Annotated in this window: 14 protein-coding genes and 1 pseudogene; 10 read left to right on the top strand and 5 right to left on the bottom strand. The window is 48.7% G+C overall.

The features are described from left to right. The first annotated feature begins 46 nt into the window (after positions 1 to 46). The 4 genes and pseudogenes from pheS to HB631_RS26895 form a co-directional block, all read left to right on the top strand. On the top strand, positions 47 to 1,030 hold the full coding sequence (gene pheS / locus HB631_RS03055) for a phenylalanine--tRNA ligase subunit alpha (protein ID WP_213989660.1): 984 nt from the start codon (positions 47 to 49) through the stop codon (positions 1,028 to 1,030). Between the two features lie 15 nt (positions 1,031 to 1,045). Further along, positions 1,046 to 3,433: a phenylalanine--tRNA ligase subunit beta gene (gene pheT, locus HB631_RS03050; RefSeq protein ID WP_213989659.1), complete on the top strand. Its 2,388-nt coding sequence runs from the start codon at positions 1,046 to 1,048 to the stop codon at positions 3,431 to 3,433. A 4-nt stretch (positions 3,434 to 3,437) separates the two neighbouring features. Continuing rightward, the gene (ihfA, locus tag HB631_RS03045) at positions 3,438 to 3,734 is read left to right on the top strand and encodes an integration host factor subunit alpha (RefSeq protein ID WP_011411244.1); all 297 of its coding nucleotides are present in this window, start codon (positions 3,438 to 3,440) and stop codon (positions 3,732 to 3,734) included. Positions 3,735 to 3,953: 219 nt separating this feature from the next. Next, a pseudogene (locus HB631_RS26895) lies at positions 3,954 to 4,352 on the top strand (DUF2502 domain-containing protein); the annotation flags it as partial. 12 nt (positions 4,353 to 4,364) lie between these two features. On the opposite strand, the gene HB631_RS26890 reads toward HB631_RS26895, so the two are convergent. Further along, positions 4,365 to 5,267, bottom strand: a complete 903-nt coding sequence (locus HB631_RS26890) for a hypothetical protein (RefSeq protein WP_255556792.1) — start codon at positions 5,265 to 5,267, stop codon at positions 4,365 to 4,367. Between the two features lie 214 nt (positions 5,268 to 5,481). On the opposite strand from HB631_RS26890, the gene btuC reads away from it, so the two are divergent. The 5 genes from btuC (at position 5,482) to HB631_RS03015 (ending at position 10,117) form a co-directional block, all read left to right on the top strand. Further along, positions 5,482 to 6,483, top strand: a complete 1,002-nt coding sequence (gene btuC, locus HB631_RS03035; RefSeq protein ID WP_213989658.1) for a vitamin B12 ABC transporter permease BtuC — start codon at positions 5,482 to 5,484, stop codon at positions 6,481 to 6,483. A 60-nt stretch (positions 6,484 to 6,543) separates the two neighbouring features. Continuing rightward, positions 6,544 to 7,095 (top strand): glutathione peroxidase, encoded by a 552-nt coding sequence (locus tag HB631_RS03030; protein WP_213989657.1) that lies wholly within the window; start codon positions 6,544 to 6,546, stop codon positions 7,093 to 7,095. A 69-nt stretch (positions 7,096 to 7,164) separates the two neighbouring features. Further along, positions 7,165 to 7,956 (top strand): vitamin B12 ABC transporter ATP-binding protein BtuD, encoded by a 792-nt coding sequence (gene btuD / locus HB631_RS03025; RefSeq protein WP_213989656.1) that lies wholly within the window; start codon positions 7,165 to 7,167, stop codon positions 7,954 to 7,956. Positions 7,957 to 8,130: 174 nt separating this feature from the next. Beyond that, positions 8,131 to 8,601 carry an NlpC/P60 family protein gene (locus HB631_RS03020; RefSeq protein ID WP_213989655.1) on the top strand — a complete coding sequence of 157 codons (471 nt, stop codon included), beginning with the start codon at positions 8,131 to 8,133 and terminating at the stop codon, positions 8,599 to 8,601. 64 nt (positions 8,602 to 8,665) lie between these two features. Continuing rightward, positions 8,666 to 10,117 (top strand): protein adenylyltransferase SelO, encoded by a 1,452-nt coding sequence (locus tag HB631_RS03015; RefSeq protein WP_213989654.1) that lies wholly within the window; start codon positions 8,666 to 8,668, stop codon positions 10,115 to 10,117. Between the two features lie 18 nt (positions 10,118 to 10,135). Here the strand turns inward: HB631_RS03015 and HB631_RS03010 are convergent, their stop codons facing one another. From HB631_RS03010 to HB631_RS02995, 4 genes are all read right to left on the bottom strand, one after another. After that, positions 10,136 to 16,045: a hypothetical protein gene (locus tag HB631_RS03010; protein ID WP_213989653.1), complete on the bottom strand. Its 5,910-nt coding sequence runs from the start codon at positions 16,043 to 16,045 to the stop codon at positions 10,136 to 10,138. Positions 16,046 to 16,107: 62 nt separating this feature from the next. After that, the gene (locus tag HB631_RS03005) at positions 16,108 to 21,969 is read right to left on the bottom strand and encodes a hypothetical protein (protein WP_213989652.1); all 5,862 of its coding nucleotides are present in this window, start codon (positions 21,967 to 21,969) and stop codon (positions 16,108 to 16,110) included. Positions 21,970 to 22,242: 273 nt separating this feature from the next. Then, a complete protein-coding gene (locus HB631_RS03000; protein WP_213989651.1) occupies positions 22,243 to 23,289 on the bottom strand; it encodes a 3-deoxy-7-phosphoheptulonate synthase in 1,047 nt (348 codons plus the stop codon). Positions 23,290 to 23,397: 108 nt separating this feature from the next. Further along, positions 23,398 to 24,219 carry a pyruvate, water dikinase regulatory protein gene (locus tag HB631_RS02995; RefSeq protein WP_213989650.1) on the bottom strand — a complete coding sequence of 274 codons (822 nt, stop codon included), beginning with the start codon at positions 24,217 to 24,219 and terminating at the stop codon, positions 23,398 to 23,400. A 147-nt stretch (positions 24,220 to 24,366) separates the two neighbouring features. Between HB631_RS02995 and ppsA the strand changes: the two genes are divergently transcribed. Next, the gene (gene ppsA, locus HB631_RS02990) at positions 24,367 to 26,745 is read left to right on the top strand and encodes a phosphoenolpyruvate synthase (RefSeq protein WP_213989649.1); all 2,379 of its coding nucleotides are present in this window, start codon (positions 24,367 to 24,369) and stop codon (positions 26,743 to 26,745) included. The last annotated feature ends 154 nt before the right edge of the window (positions 26,746 to 26,899 follow it).

Below are 26,899 nucleotides of genomic sequence, written 5' to 3'. Positions count from 1 at the left end.
GTCCATTTACGATTAAGCCATTTGAGGCCGGAAAAAGAGGAACGCAATGCCACATCTCGCAGATTTGGTTGTGCAAGCCAAAGCAGCCATCGAAAAAGCTCAGGATATCGCCGCGCTGGATAGCGTGCGCGTCGAATATCTCGGCAAAAAAGGTCATTTTACCCAGCAGATGACGACTCTTCGCGATTTGCCGGCAGAGGAGCGTCCCGCGGCGGGAGCGGTGATTAACCAGGCGAAGCTTGCGATACAACAGGCGCTGAACGATCGCAAAGGGTCCCTGGAATTATCGGCGCTCAACGCCAGGTTGGCCGATGAGACGCTGGATGTCTCTCTGCCAGGCCGACGCAGTGGAAATGGCGGTCTTCATCCGGTAACCCGGACGATTTCACGTATTGAAACCTTTTTTGGCGAACTGGGCTTTTCAGTGGCCACCGGTCCGGAAATTGAAGACGATTATCATAACTTCGATGCTCTGAATATTCCCGCCCATCATCCGGCCCGCGCGGATCATGACACCTTCTGGTTTGATGCCACCCGACTGTTGCGCACCCAGACCTCAGGGGTGCAAATTCGCACCATGAAAAATCAGCAGCCGCCTATCCGCATTATCGCACCGGGCCGGGTATACCGTAACGACTACGATCAGACCCATACGCCGATGTTTCATCAGATGGAGGGGTTGATTATCGACACCAATATCAGCTTCACCAACCTGAAGGGCACGCTGCATGATTTCCTGCGCAATTTCTTTGAAGAAGATCTGCAGGTGCGTTTCCGTCCGTCTTATTTCCCCTTTACCGAGCCGTCGGCGGAAGTGGACGTAATGGGTAAAAACGGTAAATGGCTGGAAGTATTGGGCTGCGGCATGGTCCACCCGAACGTATTGCGTAATGTCGGTATCGATCCGGAAAAATACTCCGGCTTCGCTTTCGGTATGGGCATGGAGCGCTTGACAATGCTTCGTTACGGTGTCACGGATTTACGGGCATTCTTCGAAAATGATCTGCGTTTTCTTAAACAATTCAAATAAAGGCGGGATGAACACATGAAATTCAGTGAAATTTGGCTGCGTGAATGGGTGAATCCCGCTGTCAGCAGTGACGTGCTGGCGGAACAAATCACCATGGCCGGGTTGGAAGTGGACGCGGTGGAGAGGGTCGCCGGTGATTTTACCGGCGTGGTGGTGGGTTGGGTAATTGCCTGTCAACAGCACCCTAACGCCGATAAATTGCGGGTGACCAAAGTGGACGTGGGTGGCGATGTGCCGCTGGATATCGTTTGCGGCGCCCCTAACTGCCGTGAAGGGCTGAAGGTGGCGGTGGCCACCATTGGCGCGGTGTTGCCGGGCGACTTTAAAATAAAAGCCGCCAAGCTGCGCGGAGAGCCCTCCCAGGGCATGCTCTGTTCGTTCCGGGAACTGGGTATGTCGGAAGATCATAGCGGGATTATCGAACTTCCCGCCGATGCGCCCGTTGGTACCGATATTCGCCGCTATCTTGAGCTCGACGATACCATCATCGATATCAGCGTAACGCCGAACCGGGCGGACTGTCTCGGCCTGTTGGGTATCGCGCGCGACGTGGCGGCGGTGAATCGCCTGCCGTTGACTGAAGCGGTAATCGACCCGGTGGCCGCGGTGGTGAACGATGTCATCGACATCCGTGTCGATGCGCCGCAGGCCTGTCCCCGCTATCTGGGACGGGTGGTAAAGGCTATCGACGTGACGGCGCCGACGCCGCTGTGGATGAAAGAAAAATTACGTCGCTGCGGTCTGCGTTCCGTGGACGCGGTGGTGGACGTTACCAACTATGTCCTGCTGGAACTGGGCCAGCCGATGCACGCTTTTGATATGCAGAGTATTGAAGGCGGTATCGTGGTGCGCCTGGCCCGTGAAGGCGAATCCCTGACGTTGCTTGACGGCACCGAAGCGGCTCTGAATCCGGATACGCTGGTGATTGCCGATCATCAAAAAGTCCTTGCGATGGGCGGCATCTTCGGCGGGAAATATTCCGGTATCAACAGCGCCACCAGGGATGTTGTGCTGGAATGCGCGTATTTCAATCCGTTGTCCATCACCGGGCGCGCCCGTCGCTACGGTTTGCATACCGATGCCTCCCACCGTTATGAACGTGGTGTTGATCCCGCCTTGCAATACCGGGCAATGGAGCGCGCCACCGGTTTGCTGTTGGCTATCTGCGGCGGCCAGCCCGGGCCGGTAATGGATGTTACCGACGAGGCCTCCCTACCTCAACGCGCCGCTATTACCCTGCGGCGTGAAAAGCTGGATCGCCTCATAGGCCATGGGGTGCCGGATGCGGACGTGACGGATATACTCACTCGCCTTGGCTGTGATGTCACCGTGGGCGAGGGACATTGGCGGGCGGTTGCGCCCAGTTGGCGTTTCGATATGTCCATTGAAGAGGATCTGGTGGAAGAGGTGGCCAGACTGTTCGGTTATAACACTATCCCTAATGTCCCGATCCGCGCCAATCTGCAAATGACCCGCCACCGGGAAGCGGCGCTGCCTTTGAGCCGGGTGAAGACCATGCTGGTGGATCTGGGATATCAGGAAGCCATAACCTACAGTTTTGTCGATCCGGCGATACAAAGCCTGCTTCATCCTCACCAGACGCCGCTGATGCTGCCCAGCCCCATTTCAGCGGAAATGTCCGCCATGCGATTGTCGCTGTGGGCCGGCTTATTGGGCGCGGTAATTTACAATCAAAACCGTCAGCAGAATCGTATCCGCCTATTCGAGAGCGGCTTGCGCTTTGTTCCTGATAATGAAGCGGACCTTGGCGTTCGGCAGGATCTTATGCTGGCGGGAGTCGTTACCGGCCCACGTTATGATGAACATTGGGATCTGGCGCGTCAGCCGGTGGACTTCTATGATTTAAAGGGTGATCTTGAATCAATACTTGAACTTACCGGTAAACTTGCCGATATTGAATTTCGCAGCGAACAGAATCCGGCTTTACACCCAGGACAGAGTGCGGCATTGTATCTGGCGGGGGAACATATTGGATTTATTGGCGTTATCCACCCGGAATTGGAATCTAAACTGGATTTAAATGGCCGAACCGTTGTCTTTGAACTACTCTGGGATAAGGTTGCCACGCGTAAAGTGCCTGAAGCCAGTGACATTTCCCGCTTCCCGGCGAACCGTCGCGATATCGCAATAGTGGTTGCTGAAAACGTCCCAGCAGCAGAAATTATGGCAGAGTGCAAGAAAGTTGGCGCAAATCAGGTAGTTGGCGTAAACTTGTTTGATGTGTACTGCGGGAAGGGCGTAGCGGAAGGTTTTAAGAGCCTGGCTATCAGCCTGATATTACAGGATACCGCTCGTACACTGGAAGAAGAGGCTATTGCCGCCACCGTTGCCAGATGTGTGGCGGCATTAAAACAGCGATTCCAAGCATCCTTGAGGGATTGAACCTATGGCGCTTACTAAAGCTGAAATGTCAGAATACCTGTTTGAAAAGCTCGGGCTGAGCAAACGGGATGCCAAAGAAATAGTGGAACTGTTTTTTGAGGAAGTCCGGCGAGCGCTGGAAAATGGCGAGCAGGTTAAATTATCGGGATTTGGTAATTTTGATCTGCGCGACAAAAACCAGCGCCCGGGCCGTAACCCCAAGACTGGCGAAGACATTCCCATCACCGCCCGCCGGGTGGTGACATTTCGTCCGGGACAAAAGTTAAAAAGCCGCGTTGAGAATGCATCACCTAAAGAGTGACGCATTTCCGCTAAAGGCCGCGTAATGCGGCCTTTTTTTTACACGACGCCGGGCATTATTCCAGCGGATTAATTTTTTAGCCCTTAGGGCTTTCTGTCGTCATGAATGTAAAGATTTCATTAAGTTTCTCCTCGGGAACCGTAAACCATCTTTATCTGATAGTGGCGCATTTTACCGGCTGATATAACGACAGCACTAGATGGCTGCCAAACAGGTCATATGATGAAAAAGAACAGTGTATTGCTTGCTATAGCTCTGGTACTGCCCTGGGGCGTGATGGCGGACGACTTCTCCGCCGGCGCATCAGGTGAAATAGTTCAGATAGGGGCACAGGATCAGCAGGGTTACTTCTGGGACGGTGATACTTGGCGTTCCCCTGATTGGTGGTACGACCATCAGGATCGGCATATTGGCGAGCGCAACGAACGCGGCTGGTATTGGGACGGTTTTCAATGGCGCACCGAACAATGGTGGGATGATCACCAGGACAATGATTTCGGTGAACGAAACGCTAACGGCTGGTATTGGGACGGTTATGAGTGGCGTTCGCCGCAATGGTGGGAAGGCCATCAGGATAATTACTACGGCGAGCGTAACGAATTCGGCTGGTTCTGGGACGGCTGGCAATGGTTACCCTATCTGCCGCAGGGTTTCAGGGATAACCGGGGCCGCTACTGGGATCACGGCAATTGGTCCCCGCGACGTCCCAGCGATTACGATCGGCACTTTCAACAGCCCGGTCGCGGCGAGGGTCACCCTGGGTACCAACACCCCGGTGGACGGCCACAGCGCAATGGCGGACAGCTTTTCCCCGGCGGCGGCGGCCAGCAGCACAACGGCGGTCAGCCATTCCAGGGCGGCGGCCAGCAACATAATGGTGGTCAGCCATTCCAGGGCGGCGGCCAGCAACATAATGGCGGTCAGCCATTCCAGGGCGGCGGCCAGCAACATAATGGCGGTCAGCCATTCCAGGGCGGCGGCCAGCAACATAATGGCGGTCAGCCATTCCAGGGCGGCGGCCAGCAACATAACGGCGGCCAGCCATTCCAGGGCGGCGGCCAGCAGCATAACGGCGGTCAGCCGGTCCAGGGCGGCGGCCAGCAGCATAACGGCGGTCAGTTGTTCCAAACCGGCGGTCAACAGCATAACGGTGGTCAACAACAGGAACATAATGGCGGCCAGCAGCATAACGGCGGTCAGGTATTCCAGACCGGCGGTCAACCGCACAACGGCGGTCAGCAACAGGAACATAATGGCGGCCAGCAGCACAATGGCGGCCAGGTATTCCAGACCGGCGGCCAGCGGGAACACAACGGCGGTCAGCAGCAACATCAGGGCGGTGGTCAGCCGGAACGCGGCGGCGGTCAGCAGCAACATCAGGGCGGCGGTCAGCAGCATCAGGGCGGCGGTCAGCCGGAACGCGGCGGCGGCCAGCAGCATCAGGGCGGAGGACAGCAGGAACACGGCGGCGGCCAGCAGCATCAAGGCGGCGGACAGCGGGAAATCATCAAGCCCAAGCCGCAAAACTGACATGGGTTAAAGCTTCTGCCGACTATCAATGCGGTGCCTCGGAAACGTCTTCCGGGCACCGTTTTTTTTTTCCCGTAACCGGCTTTAACGGCTATCTCTTTGTCAAACGGCTAACCGGGTGGTTTCCATCATTAAGGCCTGCATTGTCGTGCTACCCCTTTACCGACAATCCCGGTAGGATAAGACCAATTTTCCGGTCAAGGCGGAATAAAGGAATATGTCTGCAAACAGTCCGATTTTCAGCGCGTTGAAACAGCGGCAGCAGCAGCGGGATGCCCTCCGGGTGCGATGGCTGATCCTGTTTCTGGCGATGGCGGTGATTATCAGCCTCTGCGCCGGTGACGTCTGGTTTTGGCCGACGCAATGGTTCAGCGATTCCGCCGAGGTTTTTATCTGGCAATTACGGTTGCCGCGCACGTTGGCGGTCATCGTCGTCGGCGCCGCATTGGCGTTGGCGGGTGCGGCAATGCAAAATATCTTCGAAAATCCGTTGGCCGAGCCGGGGTTGCTCGGCGTGGCAAATGGGGCCGGGGTTGCATTAACGCTGGCGGTTTTTTTGGGAAGGGGACTGGTGCCGGTATGGGGATTGGGGATGTGCGCCGTAAGCGGCGCACTGGCCATCACCGCGCTATTGTTATGGTTTGCCCGTCATAACACTTCCAACTCCCGCCTTCTATTGATCGGCGTGGCATTAGGTATTTTATGCAGCGCGGTGATGACTTGGGCGGTCTATTTCAGCTCCAGTCTCGATTTGCGCCAATTGCTGTATTGGATGATGGGAGGGTTCGGCGGCGTGGATTGGCGCGATAAATGGCTGGTGCTGTCACTGCTGCCGTTCATTGTCTGGGTTTTATTTCAGGGACGGGTCATGAATCTGCTGGCGCTCGGGGAGCAGCAGGCCATGCAGTTGGGGCTGCCGGTATTCCTTTGGCGCAATCTGTTTGTCCTTGCGTTCGGTTGCATGGTGGGAATAAGCGTGGCGTTGGCGGGCGCAATCGGTTTTATCGGATTGATTATTCCTCATATATTACGCCTGGCGGGCTTGACCGATCACCGGAGGCTGCTGCCGGGTTGTGCCCTGGCCGGCGCCGGGGTTTTACTCTTGGCGGATGTCATCGCGCGGGTAGCCCTCTATTCCGCTGAATTGCCCATCGGCGTGGTGACCGCGACCCTTGGTTCGCCAATATTTATCTGGCTATTAATCAGGATAAGAGGCTAAGCTAGATCTATTATTTTCAGTTAACCTGCTGATTTCCAGCAACACCTGGAGGGCACTCCGATGAGTGATAATTTATATTCTCTGCCGCTTAAGAGCATTACCGGGGAAACGACGACCCTGGAGAATTTTAAAGGTTCGGTACTCTTGATAGTGAATGTCGCCTCAAAATGCGGATTGACCGATCAATACGAGGCGTTGGAAAGCCTTTATAAGGAAAAGCATAAACAGGGTTTCGAGGTGTTGGGCTTTCCCTCCAATGAATTCGCCGGGCAGGAGCCGGGCAGCGACGATGAAATACTGGCGTTTTGCCGCGGTACTTTCGGCGTTGAATTTCCGATGTTCAGTAAAATCGAGGTCAACGGCGAACATCGCCATGTCCTGTACCAAGCGTTAATCGCCGCGCAACCAGAAGCGATAACCCCTGAGGGCAGCGGATTTTATGAACGGCTTGCCGGTAAGGGACGCACCCCTAAACATCCGCAGGATATCCTGTGGAACTTCGAAAAATTTCTCGTCAGCCGCGACGGTCAGGTTATTCAACGTTTTGCCCCGGATATGAAACCGGATGATCCGATTATTCTCGAAGCAATAAACCGGGCGCTGGCAAAATAAGATGCCGAAAAGGCCCGCGGTTTATTCCGGACGCATGCGCACGCCGCGATGTGGCGGCAGCCGCCGGTAATGGATGACTTGATTCTCGACCTGCGGCAGGTTGCGGTTCCTCACAGGCTGAAACCTGTCACGCTGCGGGTGACTGCCGGCAGCCTGGTTCATCTTATCGGCCCCAACGGCGCCGGTAAAAGCACACTGCTGGCCGCCATTGGCGGTGTGATGAGCAGCGAAGGAGAAATCAGTCTGCTGGGCCGGTCGCTGCGGCAGTGGCACAATTCAGAGCTGGCGCTGCATCGGGGGTATCTTTGCCAGCAAAACGTACCCTATGCCGTGATGCCGGTGTTCCAATATCTGACGTTACATCAACCTCGCAACGCCACCGAACGGGACATTGATCGCACCGTGGGGTATCTGGCCGAGGCGCTGTCCCTGGCGGACAAACTGGCGCGTCCCCTTAACCGGCTTTCCGGCGGCGAATGGCAACGGGTTCGCCTGGCGGCGGTATTGTTGCAGGTGTGGCCGGCGATCAATCCCCGGGCCTCGCTGCTGCTGCTTGATGAACCGGCGGCGAGTTTGGATATTGCCCAGCGCGTGGCCCTTGATGCCCTGCTGGCGGAGCTAATCGCCGCCGGCATGAGTATCGTGGTCTGCGCCCACGATCTTAACCATAGCCTGCGCCACGCGCGGGAAATCTGGTTATTGTCCGCCGGCCGCCTGGCGGCACAGGGCTCACCCCAAGACGTCATGCAGCCGGCGGTGCTGTCGCCGGTATTCGGCGTTGAATTTGAACTGTTATCAGCCGGCGATACGCCGTGGCTGGTGGCTTCAGGGCTGGCGCCGGCGGCCGTGACAGCGATATGATACATACTCTAAATAATTCAAGTTGCAGGAAGGCGGCGACGCAGCGAATCCCCAGGAGCTTACTCGGGTAAGTGACTGGGGTGAGTGAGGAAAGCCAACGCATCTGCATCTTGAAATATAACGGGTATATTTGCCTGTCCAATGGTTGGACAACGTTATGCTGATGAGCAAAAAATGAGACGGATATCTTTTTGTTGGCTGTTCCTGTTTAGCTTGATTCTTACCGGCTGCAGTCATCACGCGCCGCCTCCCGATCCCCGGCTGGCGAATTCCAGGGTGGTGAGGGCGCAGCTTAACGATCAGTTACGTCATTGGTACGGTGTTCCTTATCGTTATGGTGGGTTGGATCAAAACGGCGTGGACTGTTCCGGGTTTGTCTATCGCACTTTCCGCGATCGTTTCGGCATATTGCTGCCGCGTTCCACCCTAGACCAGACCAGGGTCGGCACCCGCATATCCCGCGATGATCTGTTGCCGGGGGATCTGGTGTTTTTCAAAACCGGCAGCGGCGGCAATGGTTTGCATGTGGGCATCTATGATGCCGGCGATAAATTTATTCACGCCTCCACCAGTCGCGGGGTGATCCGTTCCTCGCTGGATAATGTTTACTGGAGCAAAGCCTATTGGCAGGCCAGGCGAATCTGATACTGACCCGGTTGCCGTCAGCCCGGTTGCCGCCCGACCAGCTACAATGAAAGCAGGAGGCACTATGGCCAATACCCCGATCTTCAATAACAGCTATCACCGGCAGCTGCCCGGTTTTTATACCGACCTGGCGCCGACTCCCCTGAGCGGCGCGCGACTGCTCTACCATAACAGCGAGCTGGCGCGAGAACTGGCCCTGGATAACAGCCTGTTTACCGATCCCCATTCCGCCGTATGGAGCGGAGAACAACTGCTGCCGGGAATGCAGCCGCTGGCACAGGTTTACAGCGGCCACCAGTTCGGCGTTTGGGCCGGGCAATTAGGCGACGGGCGCGGGATACTCCTGGGGGAACAGCAGCTGGCGGATGGGCGGACAGTGGATTGGCACTTGAAAGGCGCCGGTAAAACCCCTTATTCGCGCATGGGGGATGGCCGGGCGGTGCTGCGTTCGGTGGTACGTGAATTCCTGGCCTCTGAGGCGCTTCATCATTTGGGTATCGGCACGACCAGGGCGCTGACCATCGTCACCAGCGACGAGCCGGTATGGCGGGAAAAGCCTGAGTCGGGGGCCATGCTGCTGCGGGTGGCGGACAGCCATGTGCGGTTCGGCCATTTTGAACACTTTTATTATCGCCGCGAGCCTGAGAAGGTCCGTCAACTGGCGGACTATGTTATCAGCCGTCATTGGCCGCAGTTGACGGGGCGGGCGGATGCCTATGGTTTATGGCTCACCGACGTGGTTGAGCGGACGGCGCGCACCATCGCTCAGTGGCAGGCAGTGGGTTTTGCCCATGGGGTGATGAATACCGACAACATGTCTATTTTGGGCGTCACTATCGATTATGGTCCCTATGGTTTCCTCGATGCCTATCGGCCGGGTTATATTTGCAACCATACCGATTACCAGGGACGTTATGCTTTTGATAACCAGCCGGCGGTGGCTCTGTGGAACCTCCATCGCCTGGCACAATCCCTGTCGGGGCTGATGCCGGTAGCCGACCTGGAGCAGGCGCTGAACCGCTATGAACCGGCGCTTATGCACGCCTATGGCGAAGAAATGCGAGCCAAGCTCGGCTTCACCACGCGCGATAAACAGGATAACGACATCCTTATCGGTCTGCTTGGCCTGATGGAAAAAGAGGGCAGCGATTATAGCCAGGTATTCCGTCGGTTAAGTGACACCGAGACGGCGAATCCCCATTCGCCGCTGCGGGATGACATGAAAGACCTGGCGGGTTTTGACCACTGGTATCAACAATACCGGCGGCGTCTTCAAGGGGAAGGCATGGACGACGATACGCGCCGGCAGGCCATGCGGGCCAAGAATCCCAAATTCATCCTGCGCAACTATCTGGCCCAGCAGGCCATTGACGGCGCTGAACAAAATGACACCGCATTTTTACACCGTCTCCTCCAGGCATTGCGACGTCCCTTTGATGACGCGCCCGGTCTTGACGACCTAGCGGCGCTGCCGCCGGAGTGGGGCAGGCATCTGGAAATTTCCTGCTCCAGCTGACAAAAGGACTATAAGACATTAGGGCGCATCAGGTTCTATTATTGACGAGACGTCGTATTCGGCTGCAACGGTGAACCAGTCGGAGAGATATTTGAATTCGTCAACGGAAAGAAGCATATCCAAAAATGCCTGTTGAATAAAAATGCTCTCTTCCTCATCCCCGAGGTTGTAGTCGGAAATAATATTCTGCAACACCTGACGGGAATGCTCGCTCAGCTTGATATCGCCCACGGCGCTGGGAATATCCGGGCTTTTATTAAACAACAACTGGAATATATCAAAATAGAGTAGAGGAACCGGCCAGACATCGGTAGTGTCGGTAATTTGTCGCGTGCTATCAGAAAAAACTTTTTCTGTGACATTAGGCAAGTCTTCGCGCTTCTCTCGGGTTAAGGAAAATTTTTGGTTCATCCTGAGCACAAAATCCATTATATCATGCAGCCGCCGATGTATTTTCTGCGTTTGTTTATACTCCTTTCTATTGAATTTCAGCGCATTTTGAGGGCTGACGCTACTGGCACCCCACCGCCGCTCGTCCGGCGTGAACCAGGTAAACCACTCCGGTCTTCTTTGTTCCACTCGTCCGCCGTCGGTGACGGTAAACGGGTAGGCCTTGACTTTTATACCCAACTCATCGGCGAGGATTTGTGCCGAGGAATAGCGGCGGCCAAAACCGCTGTAACAAGAATAGAGGTCAATACTCTCCAAATTATGCAAATCAAAGTCCGGCGCTTCAAGAAAGGGCAGCCCTCGAATGATATCGGAAAATTCTATAGCATCCATATGATTAACGTTAAAAGGCGCTCCGTGCAGCTTGATCCGCAAGCGTGATACAACGCCATTTATCAGCTCGATATGGCAATCTTTTCCCAATAAGAGTTTTTTGCGCGATACGGCTTGTTCCCGGTATCCCGCTTTACTGCCGTCGCTAAGATAGATGGGGACTGTTTCACGTGGAATATCATCCAACAAGGGGGGGGTATATATTGTCGAACCAAATGCTTCGCCTACTATGACAAAAAAATTCTGCTCTTTGCCGTGTAATCTCAAAAAACCGCCCTGAAAATTGCCCATTTGTTCCGCAATCACAATAGACGCCCTGGCGGGTAAAGCGGAGTCAAAAAAAGAATTACCCACGCCAACAAACCGCCCGTGCTTGATGCTCAATAAAAGATGCTCCAGACATCCTGAGGTGTTATATATTCCCACCAATATACCATCATTGACTTTCAGCAGGCTCTCTGTTGTAGATAATCGCTGCTTGTTTATTAAGAATGCCTGGCTGTTAAGATTTGATTTTTTCGCGTCTGTTATCATTCTGAGCAATCGCTTGGCACTGTCCTCTTCGAGTCTGTTACATTTTACCAATATGTCAAGAGGATATTGTTCCGGTAATGCGATATGGGTGGATTCTATTCGCAATGCTCTTGCAGCGAAACGGATTTCATGAGCACCGGCATGGCCAAGTGAATATTTTTTCATATGGCTAGAATGTTCGTTAGTGAGTAATGATGGTTTATACCATGCGGGTTCTTTCAATAAATAAGCATTATTTATTATAACTGACGGTGAGATGGCTTCTCGATAGGTAAAATATTGAGCATCCTCCAAAAAATCAAAGTCCTTAAATTTTATCAATTCAAAGTCTAAGGGGTAGCTGTTAAACATCATAAGCCATTCGTTTTCCGTAAACACATCTCGATTGTCCATAGTCTCGAATGATTCACGCATTTCTTTCAGATCTATAATAAAGATGTTTTTGCCAATATCAATCCTCAACGCAAAATAGCTTTCCGGCGACGCGTCGAATTTATTACGCCAAGCACAGACGGCACGAAAGCGCATTATACCCTCTTGTTTTTTTTTGAGCGCCCTTATGGCGGAAACCATAAAATTCTCGTCGTGGCTGTAGCCATTCGTTTTGATGGAGGAGAGGATCTCCTCGCGAAAGAAGAATGTTTGATGAAAACCCATTAGAAAATGTTCACGATGAGCTTTATTTTCAATCAGTTCTCGCACATAATCATTTTTATAGAGATAAAATTTGAGAATTGTTTTGTGAAAGTTGATCAAATCTCCACCGTCTGGTTCCGGATCCGCCATAACGCGCATTGGTTCCGACTTTATTGACTCGAGCCCGGTGGTTATATGATCAGCGGGAAAATAGTGATCAAATGATGGCGCAAGTCTGCCAGATAACTCACTCATGCCGGCTATCCAACCCCCTGATACGCTTCGGGTGACCGGAACGGCAAAGTTTTTTTCATGGTGCTCTTGGTGATTCATAATACGCCACTCTCCGCCGTCTTTATCTTTGAATACGCGGAAATAGTCATTATCAATGGCTATATAATGATTAGGCGGTTGGAATGTCTTGTCAATTAAAATTCCCGATGTCTGGGGTTCTAACGCGTTTGAATCAATGTTTACCTTCCAACGTCGTCTGAGAAGTTTTTTTCGCCTCGCTTCTGATTTTATGGCTCCGTTGGCGATTAATATAGTATCATGCACCTTCTTTTGAACTTTTTGCGTCAGCGAGATGAGTAGCGATCCGGTGGGTTGCAGCGGGCATAAAAAGGAGGTGAACTCCTTGACCGCGAGCCAAGTCATTTTCTTACCGGCATCTGCGGATTGAGCCAGCAGTTCCATAAGCATAAATTGTTTTAGCGCCGAGCGTTGGATATTATGTTTTATCGCCCTATGCAAAGCGTGTTTAAGGGTATTTTCTGAAATTTTCTTGAAATTACCCCCTAATTGCACAGCAAGCAAAATCACGTCAAAAATGTCAAACATGATCTCTTCAAATTTAACAGTATGTTCTTTATCATACCAATGTCGGCAAAGGGTTTCAAAAAAGGGGATGGTAGAGGCGACGAAATCAAGCCATGAATAATAACGCAAGACTTCCTTTAGCCGGTCTGAAAGGCTGACCAATGTCGCTTGAGCAAGAAAGTCGATATTTTTTATAAAGGGGGTATTTATATGAAACGGTTGATGTATATCATCGGCGTGAAAAAGATAAGGCTTCACCGCCGAGAAAATATCCAGTCCTTTTGCCGCAACCAATGAATAGGGTGACTGTGGAAGTGATACAGAGTCCTCTTCCGGCGCTTTCAGTAAAATATCCAGTAGGGTCGTGAGCGGGGTACCATTGGCGTCAATGGTGGGAAATAGAAGCGCCAGCACGGTTTCGTTAACGCTTAATGACCCTATGTTTGCAATGTCGGCCGCCGAATTGCACTGAATCCAGTACTCTTTTAAATTATACAATAGCGGATCGTTTCCTAATCTATCAAGATCGCTAATAAACACAAATCCGGCCAAAGTGGATAAAAGAATAAGCTTCCCGCTATACAGCCTCGCAACGGTCATATAGCCCGAGTTTTCTTCAGGCATCGAGAAGTAATTGAACGGCGATAGACTGTTGGTAACATAATTCCTTGAAAAAACCTTGAAGCTATAAATTTCTTTTGGGGGATAGATAGCATCTATATAGTCAACCGTGGAGTTGCCAATTGCTTGCATAACCATGCGTTGTGCTTCATGCAAAGAATATTGCTTTTTATAATCATAAAATTGCTGATAATAATCTTCCAGCGACTCTTTTTTATCTGACGGCTCTAGTTCAAAAACGCTGGTATAGTCTTCCTGACGGCGAAATGTATATTTCATATAGAAATATTGCTGTGCGCCGATAAATTTTCGCATAACATAAAGGACATGGAGTGAACTCAACAAGGTCTCGTCGTAGTGAGGAAACTTTGAAAAAAACCAGAAAACGGCAGCCGAGATCATGAGTTCAAAATCACCCGACGCTGCTCGTTGTTCATATTCAATCATCAAATCATACTCTCTGTATCTTTTGTCTGTGGATGCGGGATTGATTTTCATTGCCTCAATTTTTGCAGCGGCAATAAATTGCTCACCAGTATTTGCTTGCAAAATAATGTCATTGTCAAAAAAATACTGTATGGTCTGGATAAAGGTTTGTTGCAAATTTGTAATGTAAGCTAGCAAGACAAAAACGGTTTTATCATGGCGTATATGCTTTATTAAATCCTCGCGCCATAAATAATGATGGTTAAAATCATTATTTTCAAGATTATTATCTCTAATGATCTCTCCGATAATCGTCAGGGTTTCTTGCCATGGAATAATGTTTTTTTCATGCCAGCTAAGATTGACGTCATGATGCTTTTCATTCATACGGGATAATTCAACCAGGTTGACTATCAGGTCAAAATATGTATGGGCATCATGCTTGCTATAGATATAATTTAACATATCGGCAGAAAATTTTTGCTCCATGATGGAATAATCTATTTCTTGCTCGTTCTCAGAAAACAAATGCCAATGCTCCGAAATTTCTCCAGGTAATAAAAAATTGTAACTGTAGATACTGATGCCATTGGTACGAGTATATTCAAAAATAGAATAAAATGTCATTTTTAAAAGGCAATCAATCAATTCCTCATTTTCTCCCAGTAACAAAGCGGAAAAAATATTTTCGGAATTAATATATTTTATTTTTTCGAAAAGAGAAATTTCATCAAAGACCAGCTGTTTGCTATATTCGTCATGGGCTTCTTTTAACAGAAAAAGTGTATGTAAAATATTTTTTAAATGTGTCTTTTCAAAAAATAGGGCGTGATGAATTTTCTCGATGATGCTATGTTCAGCTGATGCAAAATCATTATTTTTGAGTGTAAAAATTGTTTCACTGATAATGTCTTTATTAATTAAATTATAGGCATCGGCGATTCGTGTATCAATTTTCGGTATATAACTGTTCAAGGTTTTATAAAGGGATAAATGCTCATTAATTCTTTTTTGTATTTCTAAATTGTCAGATACTAATTGTTGTAGTTTTAATATGATATTCTCTGTGTAAGATTTTAGGATGATGATATTCAAGCAATGATTTTTATCTTTTAAATAGTCGCCATTATAGAATATCTTCGCAATTTTTCCGGCGATAAGGGCATCCAACTCCAGCAAATAAGACAAATCCTCCCGGAGGGTGTTTCCAACGGACAGTCTCAGATCCAGCTGCGCCAGAAGGGCTATGGTGTTTTTATTGGCCGGAGCAAGTTTCATTTCATGCCCGTTGATGTTGAATGTTATTTTATCACGCCCTTGCAATGGGCCGGGGAGGGTTGTTGCCGGTTGCAAAGGCTGGTTTAAGGCCAATACCAGGTGCTGAGGTAATGTGCCATCCGCATCGGGTTCGGTGGTATTCGAGAATGCTAATTGCGCTTGGATTTCCGCCGCCGCTTGATAGAGAACAGCCAAAGGGCCTTTCATTGCCGGTTCGATTATTTGTCCGTTTGCGCCGGGAAAAACCAGCGGATCCCGCATCCCTTTGTACCATGTATATACCTTGTCCATCCAGCCCGGCCGGCAGCGATCACCATGTTCCCATTTATGACTCCCGGTCAAATGAGCCAATAGGTTTCCCATTGAACCCAGTAAGGTGATCTTTGGCTGTAGCCTGGTCTCAATATGATAGATGTCGCCATGGGAAACAATGAGCCTGTTACCCAAAAACCCGGCATAAATGGCGTTGCCGCTGGGAAGCAGCACTCGTGCGGTGGAAACATTATATGTGTTTTCCGCTACGTGTATGCGGGTGAATTTTGTTCCTTCAGAATTGAGTAAGCAGTCGGGATTGTTGATGAGTTCGCTGACGCACTTAAACAGGTAATCCGCTTGTTCTTTTTCTTCCGCTGTTTCGATTCCTGTATCCAAGTCAGCAGATGCCTGAAAAAAGACCTTATCCTTCACGGCGGAGAAGTGTTTAAGTACATTACCTGCATGTATAAATTCTAATGGGCGGCTGTTAAATGAAGATATATCTCCAATGTTATCTAAGTGTTTTGCTGAGCTTGACGATGAAATATTGTTGATAGATATAGTGTCAATTAACATTATCTTGTCCTTATAAATCCGCTCACCGCCGATGGTGTCGGTATTGGAAAAAATGAGTGAAATTATTGCATAGCTGACATATGATAAAATCGCTCGGATAAATACTTAAATTCATCAATGCTTAAGATGATATCCATTAAGGCCTGTTCGATAATGACATCCTCCTCATCTCCACTAATATCATAATCAGCTAAAATATCATCAAGCAGCAGTAAAGATTTTTCGGTCAAGACAATATCACTTACGGTGCGGGGATGAAGAACGTTTGGCGGGTAGAAAAGCTGCAAAATATCAATATAGATGAAAGGAATTTGTTGGCTAGCCGGGCTGAATAAGGCCTCTGTAGCTGAATCCTTGCCTTGAAGTGTTGAGAACCTTTTTATGACATTACGTACAGCCCCCATGATATCGCGCAGATCACGTTGCATAATCTGCGTATCAATAAATCGGGTTTGGTTATACGAAACCAGCGCTTCGCTGTTAGTTTCTTGGTCAAGCCTCTTTGTTTCAGCGGGACGATAGCGGTGGAACCATTCAGGTCTTCGTTGGCGAATTTCATCGCTTATTTTATGCGGGTAAGTATTAATTTCAATACCCAGCTCATCGGCCAGGATCTGTGCCGTTGAATACTCATGGCCATAGCCGCTGAAGCAAGAATACAGCTCAATACTGGCAATGCTCCTTAATATGAACTTTGCATCATCAATATATTGCAGCCCTACAATAATATCGGACAGCTCGATGGCATCCATATGATTTATATGAAATAGCGTGCCAAAATGTTTAATGCGCAGGCGCGGTTTGCTTTCCTGGTTTTCCGGCAAGAGGAAAATATGACAGTCCTTGCCTAAAAGAATCTGTTCCCGTGGAATGAATTGCCGCTGATATCCCGAAATGCGACCATCAGCATGAAACGTGGGTTTCATCTCGCTGGGAAGATCGTCGGCAAGAACCGGTGTATCATCCGTGGCGCCAAATGCATCGCCGGCCACGACATGGAAGGATTTTCCGCCATTATCATTATGTAGTGTCAATAGACTACGGTTGAAAGTGCCCATTTGTTCAGCCAGGACAATCGAAGCCCGCCGGTGGACGGTAAAACCATACAAGTCATTGCCCAAGCCCATAAACCGCCCTTGACCCATTGATAACAGAAGATGTTCGAGGCAATTGTAAATATTATAAAACGCCAATAATTTGCCTTTATTTATTTTAAGTAAATCTCTGGTAGTTTCTATTTGGTACTCATTGCTTATCACTGCACGGCTATTGGAAGAATCAGTTTTAGCAAGATTGACCATATTTAATAGCTGCATCATCCTTATGCTGTCGAGTATTCCACAATTTAATAATGAAAAAAGCGGGAATTCTTCTTTTAATTTTAAGCTATAAGATTCAAGACGCAGAGAACTTGCCGGAATGTGAATTCCGTGCTTGCACATTGTATTCGAGATGTCATTTTCCTTTGTTAAGGGATAATTATTTTTCAGTAATAGCATCCTATACCAAGACGGTTCCCTGATAAGAAAACCATTTTTTATGAAAACATAAGGAGCGATTGCCTCACGATAGCCAAAAAATTTTGCATCTTGCAAAGATTCGAAATCTTTAAATTTTATGAGTATGTCGTTCGTGGCCAGTTTGTTAAACATCATTAGCCATTCATTTTCAGTAAACACATCTCTGATGTCATTATGGCCAAAAGACGAGCGGACGTTGCTGATATCTATAATGTAACGCTGCTGCGCAATAGTGATGCTTATGGCCACATAAAATTCGGCAATCGAGTCATGAGCGCTACGCCAAGCGCTTACGGCCCGAAAACAAACCTTGGCATCCGCTTTATCGTCCAATGCTTTCTGGGCTTGTTCCCATGATCGCGGGTCGTAAGCGAATCCGTCGTGATTTTTCATCGTCAAGATTGTTTGTTTTAGGGAAAAAGATCGGAAAAAACTATCTACTAGCAAGTGATGCTTTTCAATTCCAGTGATGAAAATATGGGTGGCTTCATGCCGTTCTAGATAAAATCTGAATATTTTTTTATGGAAATTAATCAAATCATTATTTATCAAAGTCATTGTGTCGAATGTTTTGCTGGGCTCTATCTGGATAAGTTTCGCGTCTTCAAAATTTTTTGGATGAATATGATTGGCCCCGAGTGATGAAAGCCCCATGTCGACTATTTGACCCGCGCTCGCTACCCAGCTACCGGAGTGACTGCGGGCAATGGGAATGGCGAAATCTTTGCTGTTTTCGCCTTTTGAATTGATAATTCTCCATTCATTATGGTATTTATCCCAAAAAACCGGGAAATAATCATTATCATTAACGAAATAATATTTTTCGGCCATGGTTGTGTTTTGGACTAGTATTCCGGTAGGGAGGGTTTTCAATTGTTTTTTGTCAACATTTGATTTCCATGGCTGGCGAAAATTTTTTTTATATAGATTAGATGATGTTATCGCATTGTTAGCTCTAGTTAATGCTTCTTGGACTTTATAAGGAATTATTTCATCTGCGATTGATAATACTTTTCCCGATGGATGGATAATATTATAATAAGATGATATCTCATTGGCAAAAGACTTCGCCATTTTTAACCCTATGTTCGGTGAAGCGCTGATGACCTCATTAATGACAAAAGCTCTAATCAAATGGGGATGTGTCTTTTGTTTAACCGCCTTGTATAATGCGTGTTTTAGCGTGTTTTCAGAAATTTTTTTAAACTGTCCCGCCATATTAACCAGGGACGAGATCAAATCATAAAGATCGAATATTATTTCGCTAAATTCAATTTCGTGTTCTTCATCATACCATTGACGGCAAAGCGTAGTGAAAAAAGGAATAAATGAAGCAACATATTCCAGCCAGCTATAATGTCGTAATTTTTCTTTTAAATTGTCGGTTATTGAAATGAGCGTTGCTTGGTTCAAGTTATCGATATGAGTGATAAAGGGGAGATTAAGGTTCATCGGCTCGAATGTTCCGGCTCGATTAAACAGATAAGGTTCGATTATTAAAGATATATCTGAACTTTTAACCGCCGACAGGGTATATGCCGAAGCAGTGCTGCCGATAGGCGTTTCTTCCGGGGGCTGTAGTAAAATATCAATCATTGTGGATAAGGTAGCGCTATTCGCATCGATATTAGGAAACAGGGACGCCAGAGCTGTTTCATTTAATGAAAAATGTGGACGATGCCGTAAATCAAAATCAGTACGGCTGCTTTGCCAATAGTGTTTCATCTGAGTGAGTACTTTCTCATTCTTAATGCTGTCTACATCGACAATAAATGAGAATCCATTCAATGTTGTAAGTAATATTGTTCGATTACTGTGTAATTTTGCAATCATCACGTATCCGATATTTTCAGCCGGTAGATACACCGAGGTGAACGGGGATAGGTTATTTGTGACATAATTCCGAGAAAAGACCTTATAACAATAGATCTCTTTTGCGGGGAATATTACGTCAATGTAATTAATAGTTGCACTTTCCAACGCTTGCCGGGTAAGCTTCCGGGCTTCTATAAACGAATGGTATTTTTTGTAATCGATAAATTGTTTGTAATACTCTTCCAGAGATCCTTTGTTCAATGATGATTTCAAACTGTAAACACTGGTGTGTGATTGTTGTTGACGGTCATCATATTCGAGGATGAATTGCTGCTGGACGGAAACAAACTGTCTCAGAATATAGAGTACATTTGATGAAGAAAGAAAGTCATCATCAAGTCTTGCCTGCTGTGAAACGAACCAAAACGAGGCCGCCCTGATCATTATGGAAACATCACCCACCTTTTCCAAATCGATGTATTTGTTGAGTAAATCAGAATCACTGTGAACTTCCGGCGAATGTCGGGGTCTGTCTCTAACAGCTTCGATTTTTGCGGCGACTATATGTTGTTCATGCGTTCGCGCGGTCAGTTGAATGTTGTGATCTAGATAGTCGGTGATATGGTGAATAGACATTTTTTGCAAATTGATTAAATAGCTGATTAAAATATATATTTTTTTATCTTTATCGATAATATTTTTAAAATCATTATACCATGCGGTGTGCTCAGTGAATTTATATTTTTCTCTATAATTGCTCTCGATAATTTCTGACAAAATCTCATAAGTTCGGGTTAGCGGAGCTAAATTTTTCTTTTGCCAGCGAAGATTTTTTAAATCGTCAGAATAACTCAATTTCGATAATTCAATCAAATCAATCAGCTGTTCAAAATATAAATGACCTGAAGGTTTTTGATAAATAAAATTTAAAAATTCATCGGAAAATAACTTATCCATGTCGGTTTTATTATATACTCTTTCGTCGATTGAAAATATATCACCAATAGAAGTAACTTCACCGGGAAATATAAAATTTAGACTGTAAATGCTGATGTCATTTGAACGCGTGTAGTCGAAAATTGAATAAAATTTCAATTTTATCAAGCTGTCTCTTAAATGTTTTTTTTCATTATTGATAAGTGCACTGTAAATTTGCCGAGTATTTATGTAAGCCACCCTGGCCAAGGGAGGGGAGGTATCATGATTTAATTGTTGACGGTATTCATCAAAGGCTTCATGGAATAATTTAAATACATGTAACAAATTTTTGTAATATAATTTTTTCTCAAGATCTTCCTCGCTGAGTTTTTCGATGATTTCCTGACGGACTCTATCAAATGTTTTATGCTTCATATATGAAACAATGTCCTTTATAATATCGATGTCAATATGACGCGAGGCCTCTTTTAGCTGTTTGTCCATGTTGTTAATGAAATTATTCACCATAAAGTTATTGCTTGTATGACTTTCGAATCTTTCCAACGTTGACGGTTTTTTTTCCGCTAACTTGGCTAAGGTGAATATGATATCCTCGATATGGGCTTTGGAAATGATGATATCAATGGATGGGATTTTATGTTTTAAGTAGAGCCCTTGATGGAATATTCTTGCCACCTTCTCGCCAAGAAATTTATCGAACTCCAGAAGATTAGTCAAAGAGTCGGATAAAGGAGGATTATTTGCCCGAGCAAAGTCTTCAAAATTGGTTTGCAGAAGCGTTTTTGCTTCTTCGTTGGCGGGAGAGAGCCGGAACTCAAGCCCATCTATGCTGAACGTGAGTTGCCCATAGCCATCCGGTTGGTGGATGCTGTCATTTGCTTTCGGTGACACCCTCTCACTTAGCGCCGACGTGGCGGGGGTGACGATGCTATTATTGATGTCTCCAGCGGATTCATTAGGCCTTACCGGTTCCAGTCGTGCTGAGAATTCAACCTCCGCAGTATGTAAAACTGTCCGTTGGGGAGAGACATGGGGCGGAATAGGCAGTCCTTCGCATTGCGGAAATAGCAAAGGGTCGCCCATTGCGCTAAACCAGGTATCGGTGCTTCTCAGCCAATCAGGCCAGAGGCGCGTGCCGAGCCAATTTCCGCCTTGGACAAAGTGGCTTAACAAGAGGCTTAACGACGAAAAAAATGTCGGCGGTTTGTGATAACCATATTGGATATGATAATTCTCGCCATCAGAAACAACCAGGCTATTATTGAAGTAGCCTGCAAAAATTTTTTTACCGCTCGGCAGCGTAACGTTTTTTACCGCAACCAAGAATTTTTTGTTATTTAATTCAATCTGAACGTATTTTGTGGGTCCCGTTTTTAATAAACATTCTATATTTTTAGTAAATTCGCTGACACAGTTGAATAGATAAGTAATTTTCTCTTCTTCTTCAATTGTATTACCAGATTCATTTAGAAATGGATCTGTATCATTAACGTAATCGGCGGCTAAACTGGAATATTCAAGAGCGTTATTTTTTATTTCTTGCAAAGAGCTGGCATAATGATGTGAGACATCGCTTTTACCGACACGTTCTGAATGAAAATTAATATGGTTTATATGATTATTACCCGATAAGATCCTTTCTATAATCATGAGCATTTCCTTGTATATGGGGTTTTACAATTTTTGATTATAATGAATTGCATTTGTTTGAATTATAAATATTCGAGCTAAAGTTTATTTCTGTAAGTATCAATAGAAATAATTTGGTTTTTTTAATCTTATACCTCGATACAATAAATTATCGAGACTTTTTCCGGTCGAGGAAAGAGTAGATTTTATAGTCTTATGGCTTATGTTAATGAGACAAATAAAAAGGCCGCCTTTCGGCGGCTCATTATGCAGAAATAAGGCGTTTGGAAACTTTCAAAAACGGCTATCCACGGCGCTCGCCAGCATGGCCAGCAGCCGTTCACTGTCTTCCCAACCCAGGCAGCCGTCGGTGATGGATTGGCCGTAGGTTAGAGCCCGTCCCGGGATCAGCGCCTGGCTGCCTTCCACCAAAAAGCTTTCCGCCATGATGCCTACCACGCGCCGGCTACCGTCGGCTATCTGCCCGCAGACTGATTCCGCCACGTCCAATTGGCGGCGATACTGTTTCTGGCTGTTGCCATGGCTGAAATCCACCAGCAAATGCGGCGGCAAGCCAAATTCCCGCAAATTCGCGCAGGCCTGCTGAACATCGGCGCTATGGTAATTTGGGGTGCGTCCGCCGCGCATGATGATATGGCCGTAGGGGTTGCCCGAGGTTTGGTAAATAGTCATCTGGCCCTGTTTGTCGGGCGAAAGAAACATGTGGGGCGCGCGGGCGGCTCGAATGGCGTCAATGGCAATTTGCGTGTTACCGTCGGTGCCGTTTTTGAACCCCACAGGGCAGGAGAGCGCCGACGCCATCTCCCGGTGGATCTGGCTCTCGGTAGTGCGGGCACCGATGGCGCCCCAGCTGATGACATCGGCAATATACTGGCCGATCACCATATCCAAAAACTCGGTGGCGGTGGGCAATCCTATCTCATTCACCGCCAGCAGCAGCCGCCGCGCCAGCTCAAGTCCCTCGTTGACCCGATAGCTGCCGTCGAGGCCGGGATCCGAGATCATGCCTTTCCAGCCGACAACTGTGCGGGGCTTCTCAAAATAGGTGCGCATGACAATTTCCAGCCGATCCTGATAGCGGACGCGCAGGGTATTTAATTGCCTGGCATAATCGATGGCGGCGTCGGTATCATGGATGGAGCAGGGGCCAATGATAACCAACAGACGCGGATCCAAACCGTGCAGAATCGCTTCGATACGATGGCGTGCGGCGGTGACGTTTTGTGCGGCTTCACTGCCCAGGGGTAACATGTCGGCCAATGCCGCCGGCTCAATAAGACGACCAATGCGCCTGGTGCGCAATTCATCTGTGTTAAACATGAACAATCTCTAAAATGGCTTCTTCGCGACGGTGGAGATACCGGGAAGTGATGGTCATCACAATAAACCAAAACCAGATGAATTCAACAATAATAATGACCAAACAGATTAGTACATGCGACGACTCAGGCCGAGTAAATCCATTATCTTGGTGGCTATCTCCTCCACGGAATGGTTGGTGGAGTTCAAGTAGCGGATTTGGTTATTCCGGAACAACAGCTCAACCTCGTTGAGCTCAAAGCGGCACTGGCGTAATGAAGCGTACTGACTGTTATTGAGCCGCTCATCCCGAATGGCCGCCAGACGTTCCGCATCGATGGTCAATCCAAACAGTTTGTCATGAAAGGGTTTCAATGCCGCGGGTAAACGCAGATTTTCCATATCATCGGCAATAAACGGATAATTGGCGGCGCGAATGCCGTACTGCATGGCCAGATATAAACTGGTTGGGGTTTTTCCGCAGCGGGAAACGCCGAGCAATATAATCTGGGCCTGATCAAGATTGCGCATGGATATCCCGTCGTCATGGGCGAGGGTGTAATCAATCGCCGCGATGCGGGCATCGTATTTGGTCAGGTTGGTGGCGGTCAAACCATGGGTCCGGTGCGCTACCGGGTCCGGCGATAATCCCAGTTCCTGTTGCAGCGGCGCCACCAGCGCCTGCACCACATCCTGGCAAAAACCGGCGCTGGCTTCCACAATGGTCCGAATCACCGGCGACACGATGGAATAAAAAACCAGTGGCCGCACACCGCTTTGTTTGTAAATAGCGTTAATCTGTTCGCTGACGGCAATAGCACGGGATTCTGTTTCAACAAAGGGCAACGTATAGCTGGTGGTGTCCACCGGAAATTGCGACAACACCGCATGGCCCACCACTTCTGCGGTAATGGCGGTACCGTCAGAGATAAAAAATACGCTTCTTTCCATAAGTCACCCCCGTGGCAGATACGACAAACTCTGAATTTTAGCGCTGGCTCGATTCATCCCAGGCTTGCAAATTCCTCTTTATGCTACCCTCACTGAATAACCCTTTTTCAGCCGGACTCTTTCATTATAAGTAAAAGGATGACGCAGATGTCTATAACTGACAATGATACCGATAATATACTCTGGTATAACCAACTCGGAATGCATGATGTGGACCGGGTCGGGGGTAAAAACGCCTCACTGGGAGAAATGATAACCCATTTGTCCGGGTTGGGTGTGTCGGTACCCAACGGTTTCGCCACTACCGCCGACGCGTTTGATAACTTTCTTAACCAGAGCGGCATTAACCAGCGTATTTATGACCTGTTGGACAAAATTGATGCTGACGATATCGGTGAATTGTCACAGGCCGGCAGTCAAATCAGGCAATGGATAATCGACACGCCTTTTCAGCCTGGATTGCAGGCGGCCATTACCTCGGCGTACCAAACGTTGTCCGCCGACGACAGCGACGCGTCTTTTGCCGTTCGCTCTTCCGCCACGGCGGAGGATATGCCCGACGCGTCATTCGCCGGCCAGCAGGAAACCTTTCTCAACGTGCAGGGAATCGATGCGGTGATGACCGCCATCAAGCATGTCTATGCCTCCTTGTTTAACGATCGCGCCATATCCTACCGGGTGCATCAGGGTTACGATCACCGCGGCGTGGCGCTGTCCGCCGGCGTGCAGCGCATGGTGCGATCCGACCTGGCCGCTTCCGGCGTGATGTTTACCATTGATACAGAATCCGGTTTCGATCAGGTGGTGTTTATTACCGCCGCCTATGGACTGGGGGAAATGGTGGTGCAGGGCGCGGTGAATCCGGATGAATTTTATGTGCATAAACCTACGCTGCAGGCCGGGAAACCGGCTATTGTGCGGCGCAATATCGGCTCCAAAAAAATCCGTATGGTCTACGCCGGCAGTCAGGAACACGGCAAACAGGTGCGTACGGAAGATGTGCCGGAAAGTGAACGGCGTCGTTTCGCCCTAACCGATGATGAAGTGCAGGACTTGGCCCGCCAGGCGTTGCAAATCGAACAGCATTATAAGCGCCCGATGGATATCGAGTGGGCCAAGGACGGTCATACCGGTCAATTATTCATTGTACAGGCCCGGCCGGAAACGGTGCGATCCCGTGGTCAGGTGATGGAGCGCTACCAGCTCAAGTCACGAGGCGAGGTATTGATTGAGGGACGGGCCATCGGTCATCGCATCGGCGCCGGTCCGGTCAAGGTTATTCATAACATCAGCGAAATGGATCGGGTGGAAGCCGGCGATGTGCTGGTCACCGACATGACCGATCCGGACTGGGAACCCATCATGAAAAAGGCCGCCGCCATTGTCACCAACCGCGGCGGACGCACCTGCCATGCGGCGATTATCGCCCGAGAATTGGGTATTCCGGCGGTGGTGGGATGCGGCGATGCCACCGAGCGCGTCACGGAAGGCCATAATGTCACGGTTTCCTGCGCGGAGGGGGACACCGGCTACGTTTATCATGAACTTCTGGATTTTGATATTAACAGCGCCAAAATTGAAGAGATGCCGGCGCTGCCCCTGAAAATTATGATGAACGTCGGCAATCCCGACCGGGCATTCGATTTTGCCTGTCTGCCCAATGACGGGGTGGGGCTGGCGCGGCTGGAGTTTATCATCAACCGTATGATAGGTGTGCATCCCCGGGCCTTGCTGGAGTTCGAGCAGCAAACGCCGCAGCTGCGCGAAGAGATCGGGCGGATGATCCAGGGCTATGCCGGTCCGAAGGAGTATTACATTGCCCGATTAACCGAGGGGGTGTCGACCCTGGCGGCGGCGTTCTGGCCCAAACGGGTCATCGTGCGCCTGTCCGATTTTAAAACCAATGAATACGCCAACCTGGTGGGGGGAGACAAGTACGAACCCTCGGAAGAGAACCCGATGCTGGGCTTTCGCGGCGCGGGCCGCTATATCGCCGACAGCTTCAAGGACTGCTTTGCCATGGAATGCGACGCCATCAAGCGGGTACGCAACGAGATGGGGCTGACCAATGTGGAAATCATGATTCCTTTTGTCCGTACCGTGGCCCAGGCCAAGGCGGTGGTGGAGGAACTGGGGCGGCAGGGGCTGAAACGCGGTGAGCAAGGGCTTAAAATCATCATGATGTGTGAGATTCCATCCAATGCCCTGCTGGCGGAGCAGTTCCTTGAATACTTTGATGGTTTTTCCATTGGTTCCAATGATATGACCCAGCTGGCCTTGGGGCTGGATCGGGATTCAGGTTTGGTATCGGCCCTGTTCGACGAACGGGACGAGGCGGTGAAAGCATTATTATCCATGGCGATTGTCGCCGCCAAAAAACAGGGTAAGTATGTCGGGATTTGCGGCCAGGGACCGTCGGATCATGAGGATTTCGCCGCCTGGCTCATGGAACAGGGCATAGACAGTTTATCGCTGAATCCGGATACGGTGGTTAAGACCTGGCTGAGCCTGGCGGAGATAAAATAACCTTATACCCGTCATCTTTCGAGCCGCAGCTGTGTTGGCTGCGACTCGAAATCTATTGGGTATATTTTTTCCGCACTGTAAAACCGGGTGTATTCCGGCTTCTTTGTATTTAGTTAAAGGAATTTGAAGAAAATAAATGAATTTGAGTATTAAC

The organism is Sodalis sp. dw_96, assembly GCF_018449575.1.
Taxonomy (GTDB): domain Bacteria; phylum Pseudomonadota; class Gammaproteobacteria; order Enterobacterales; family Enterobacteriaceae; genus Acerihabitans.
The sequence above is the reverse complement of the archived record's forward strand: the minus strand, read 5'-3'. Positions and strand labels throughout refer to the sequence as shown.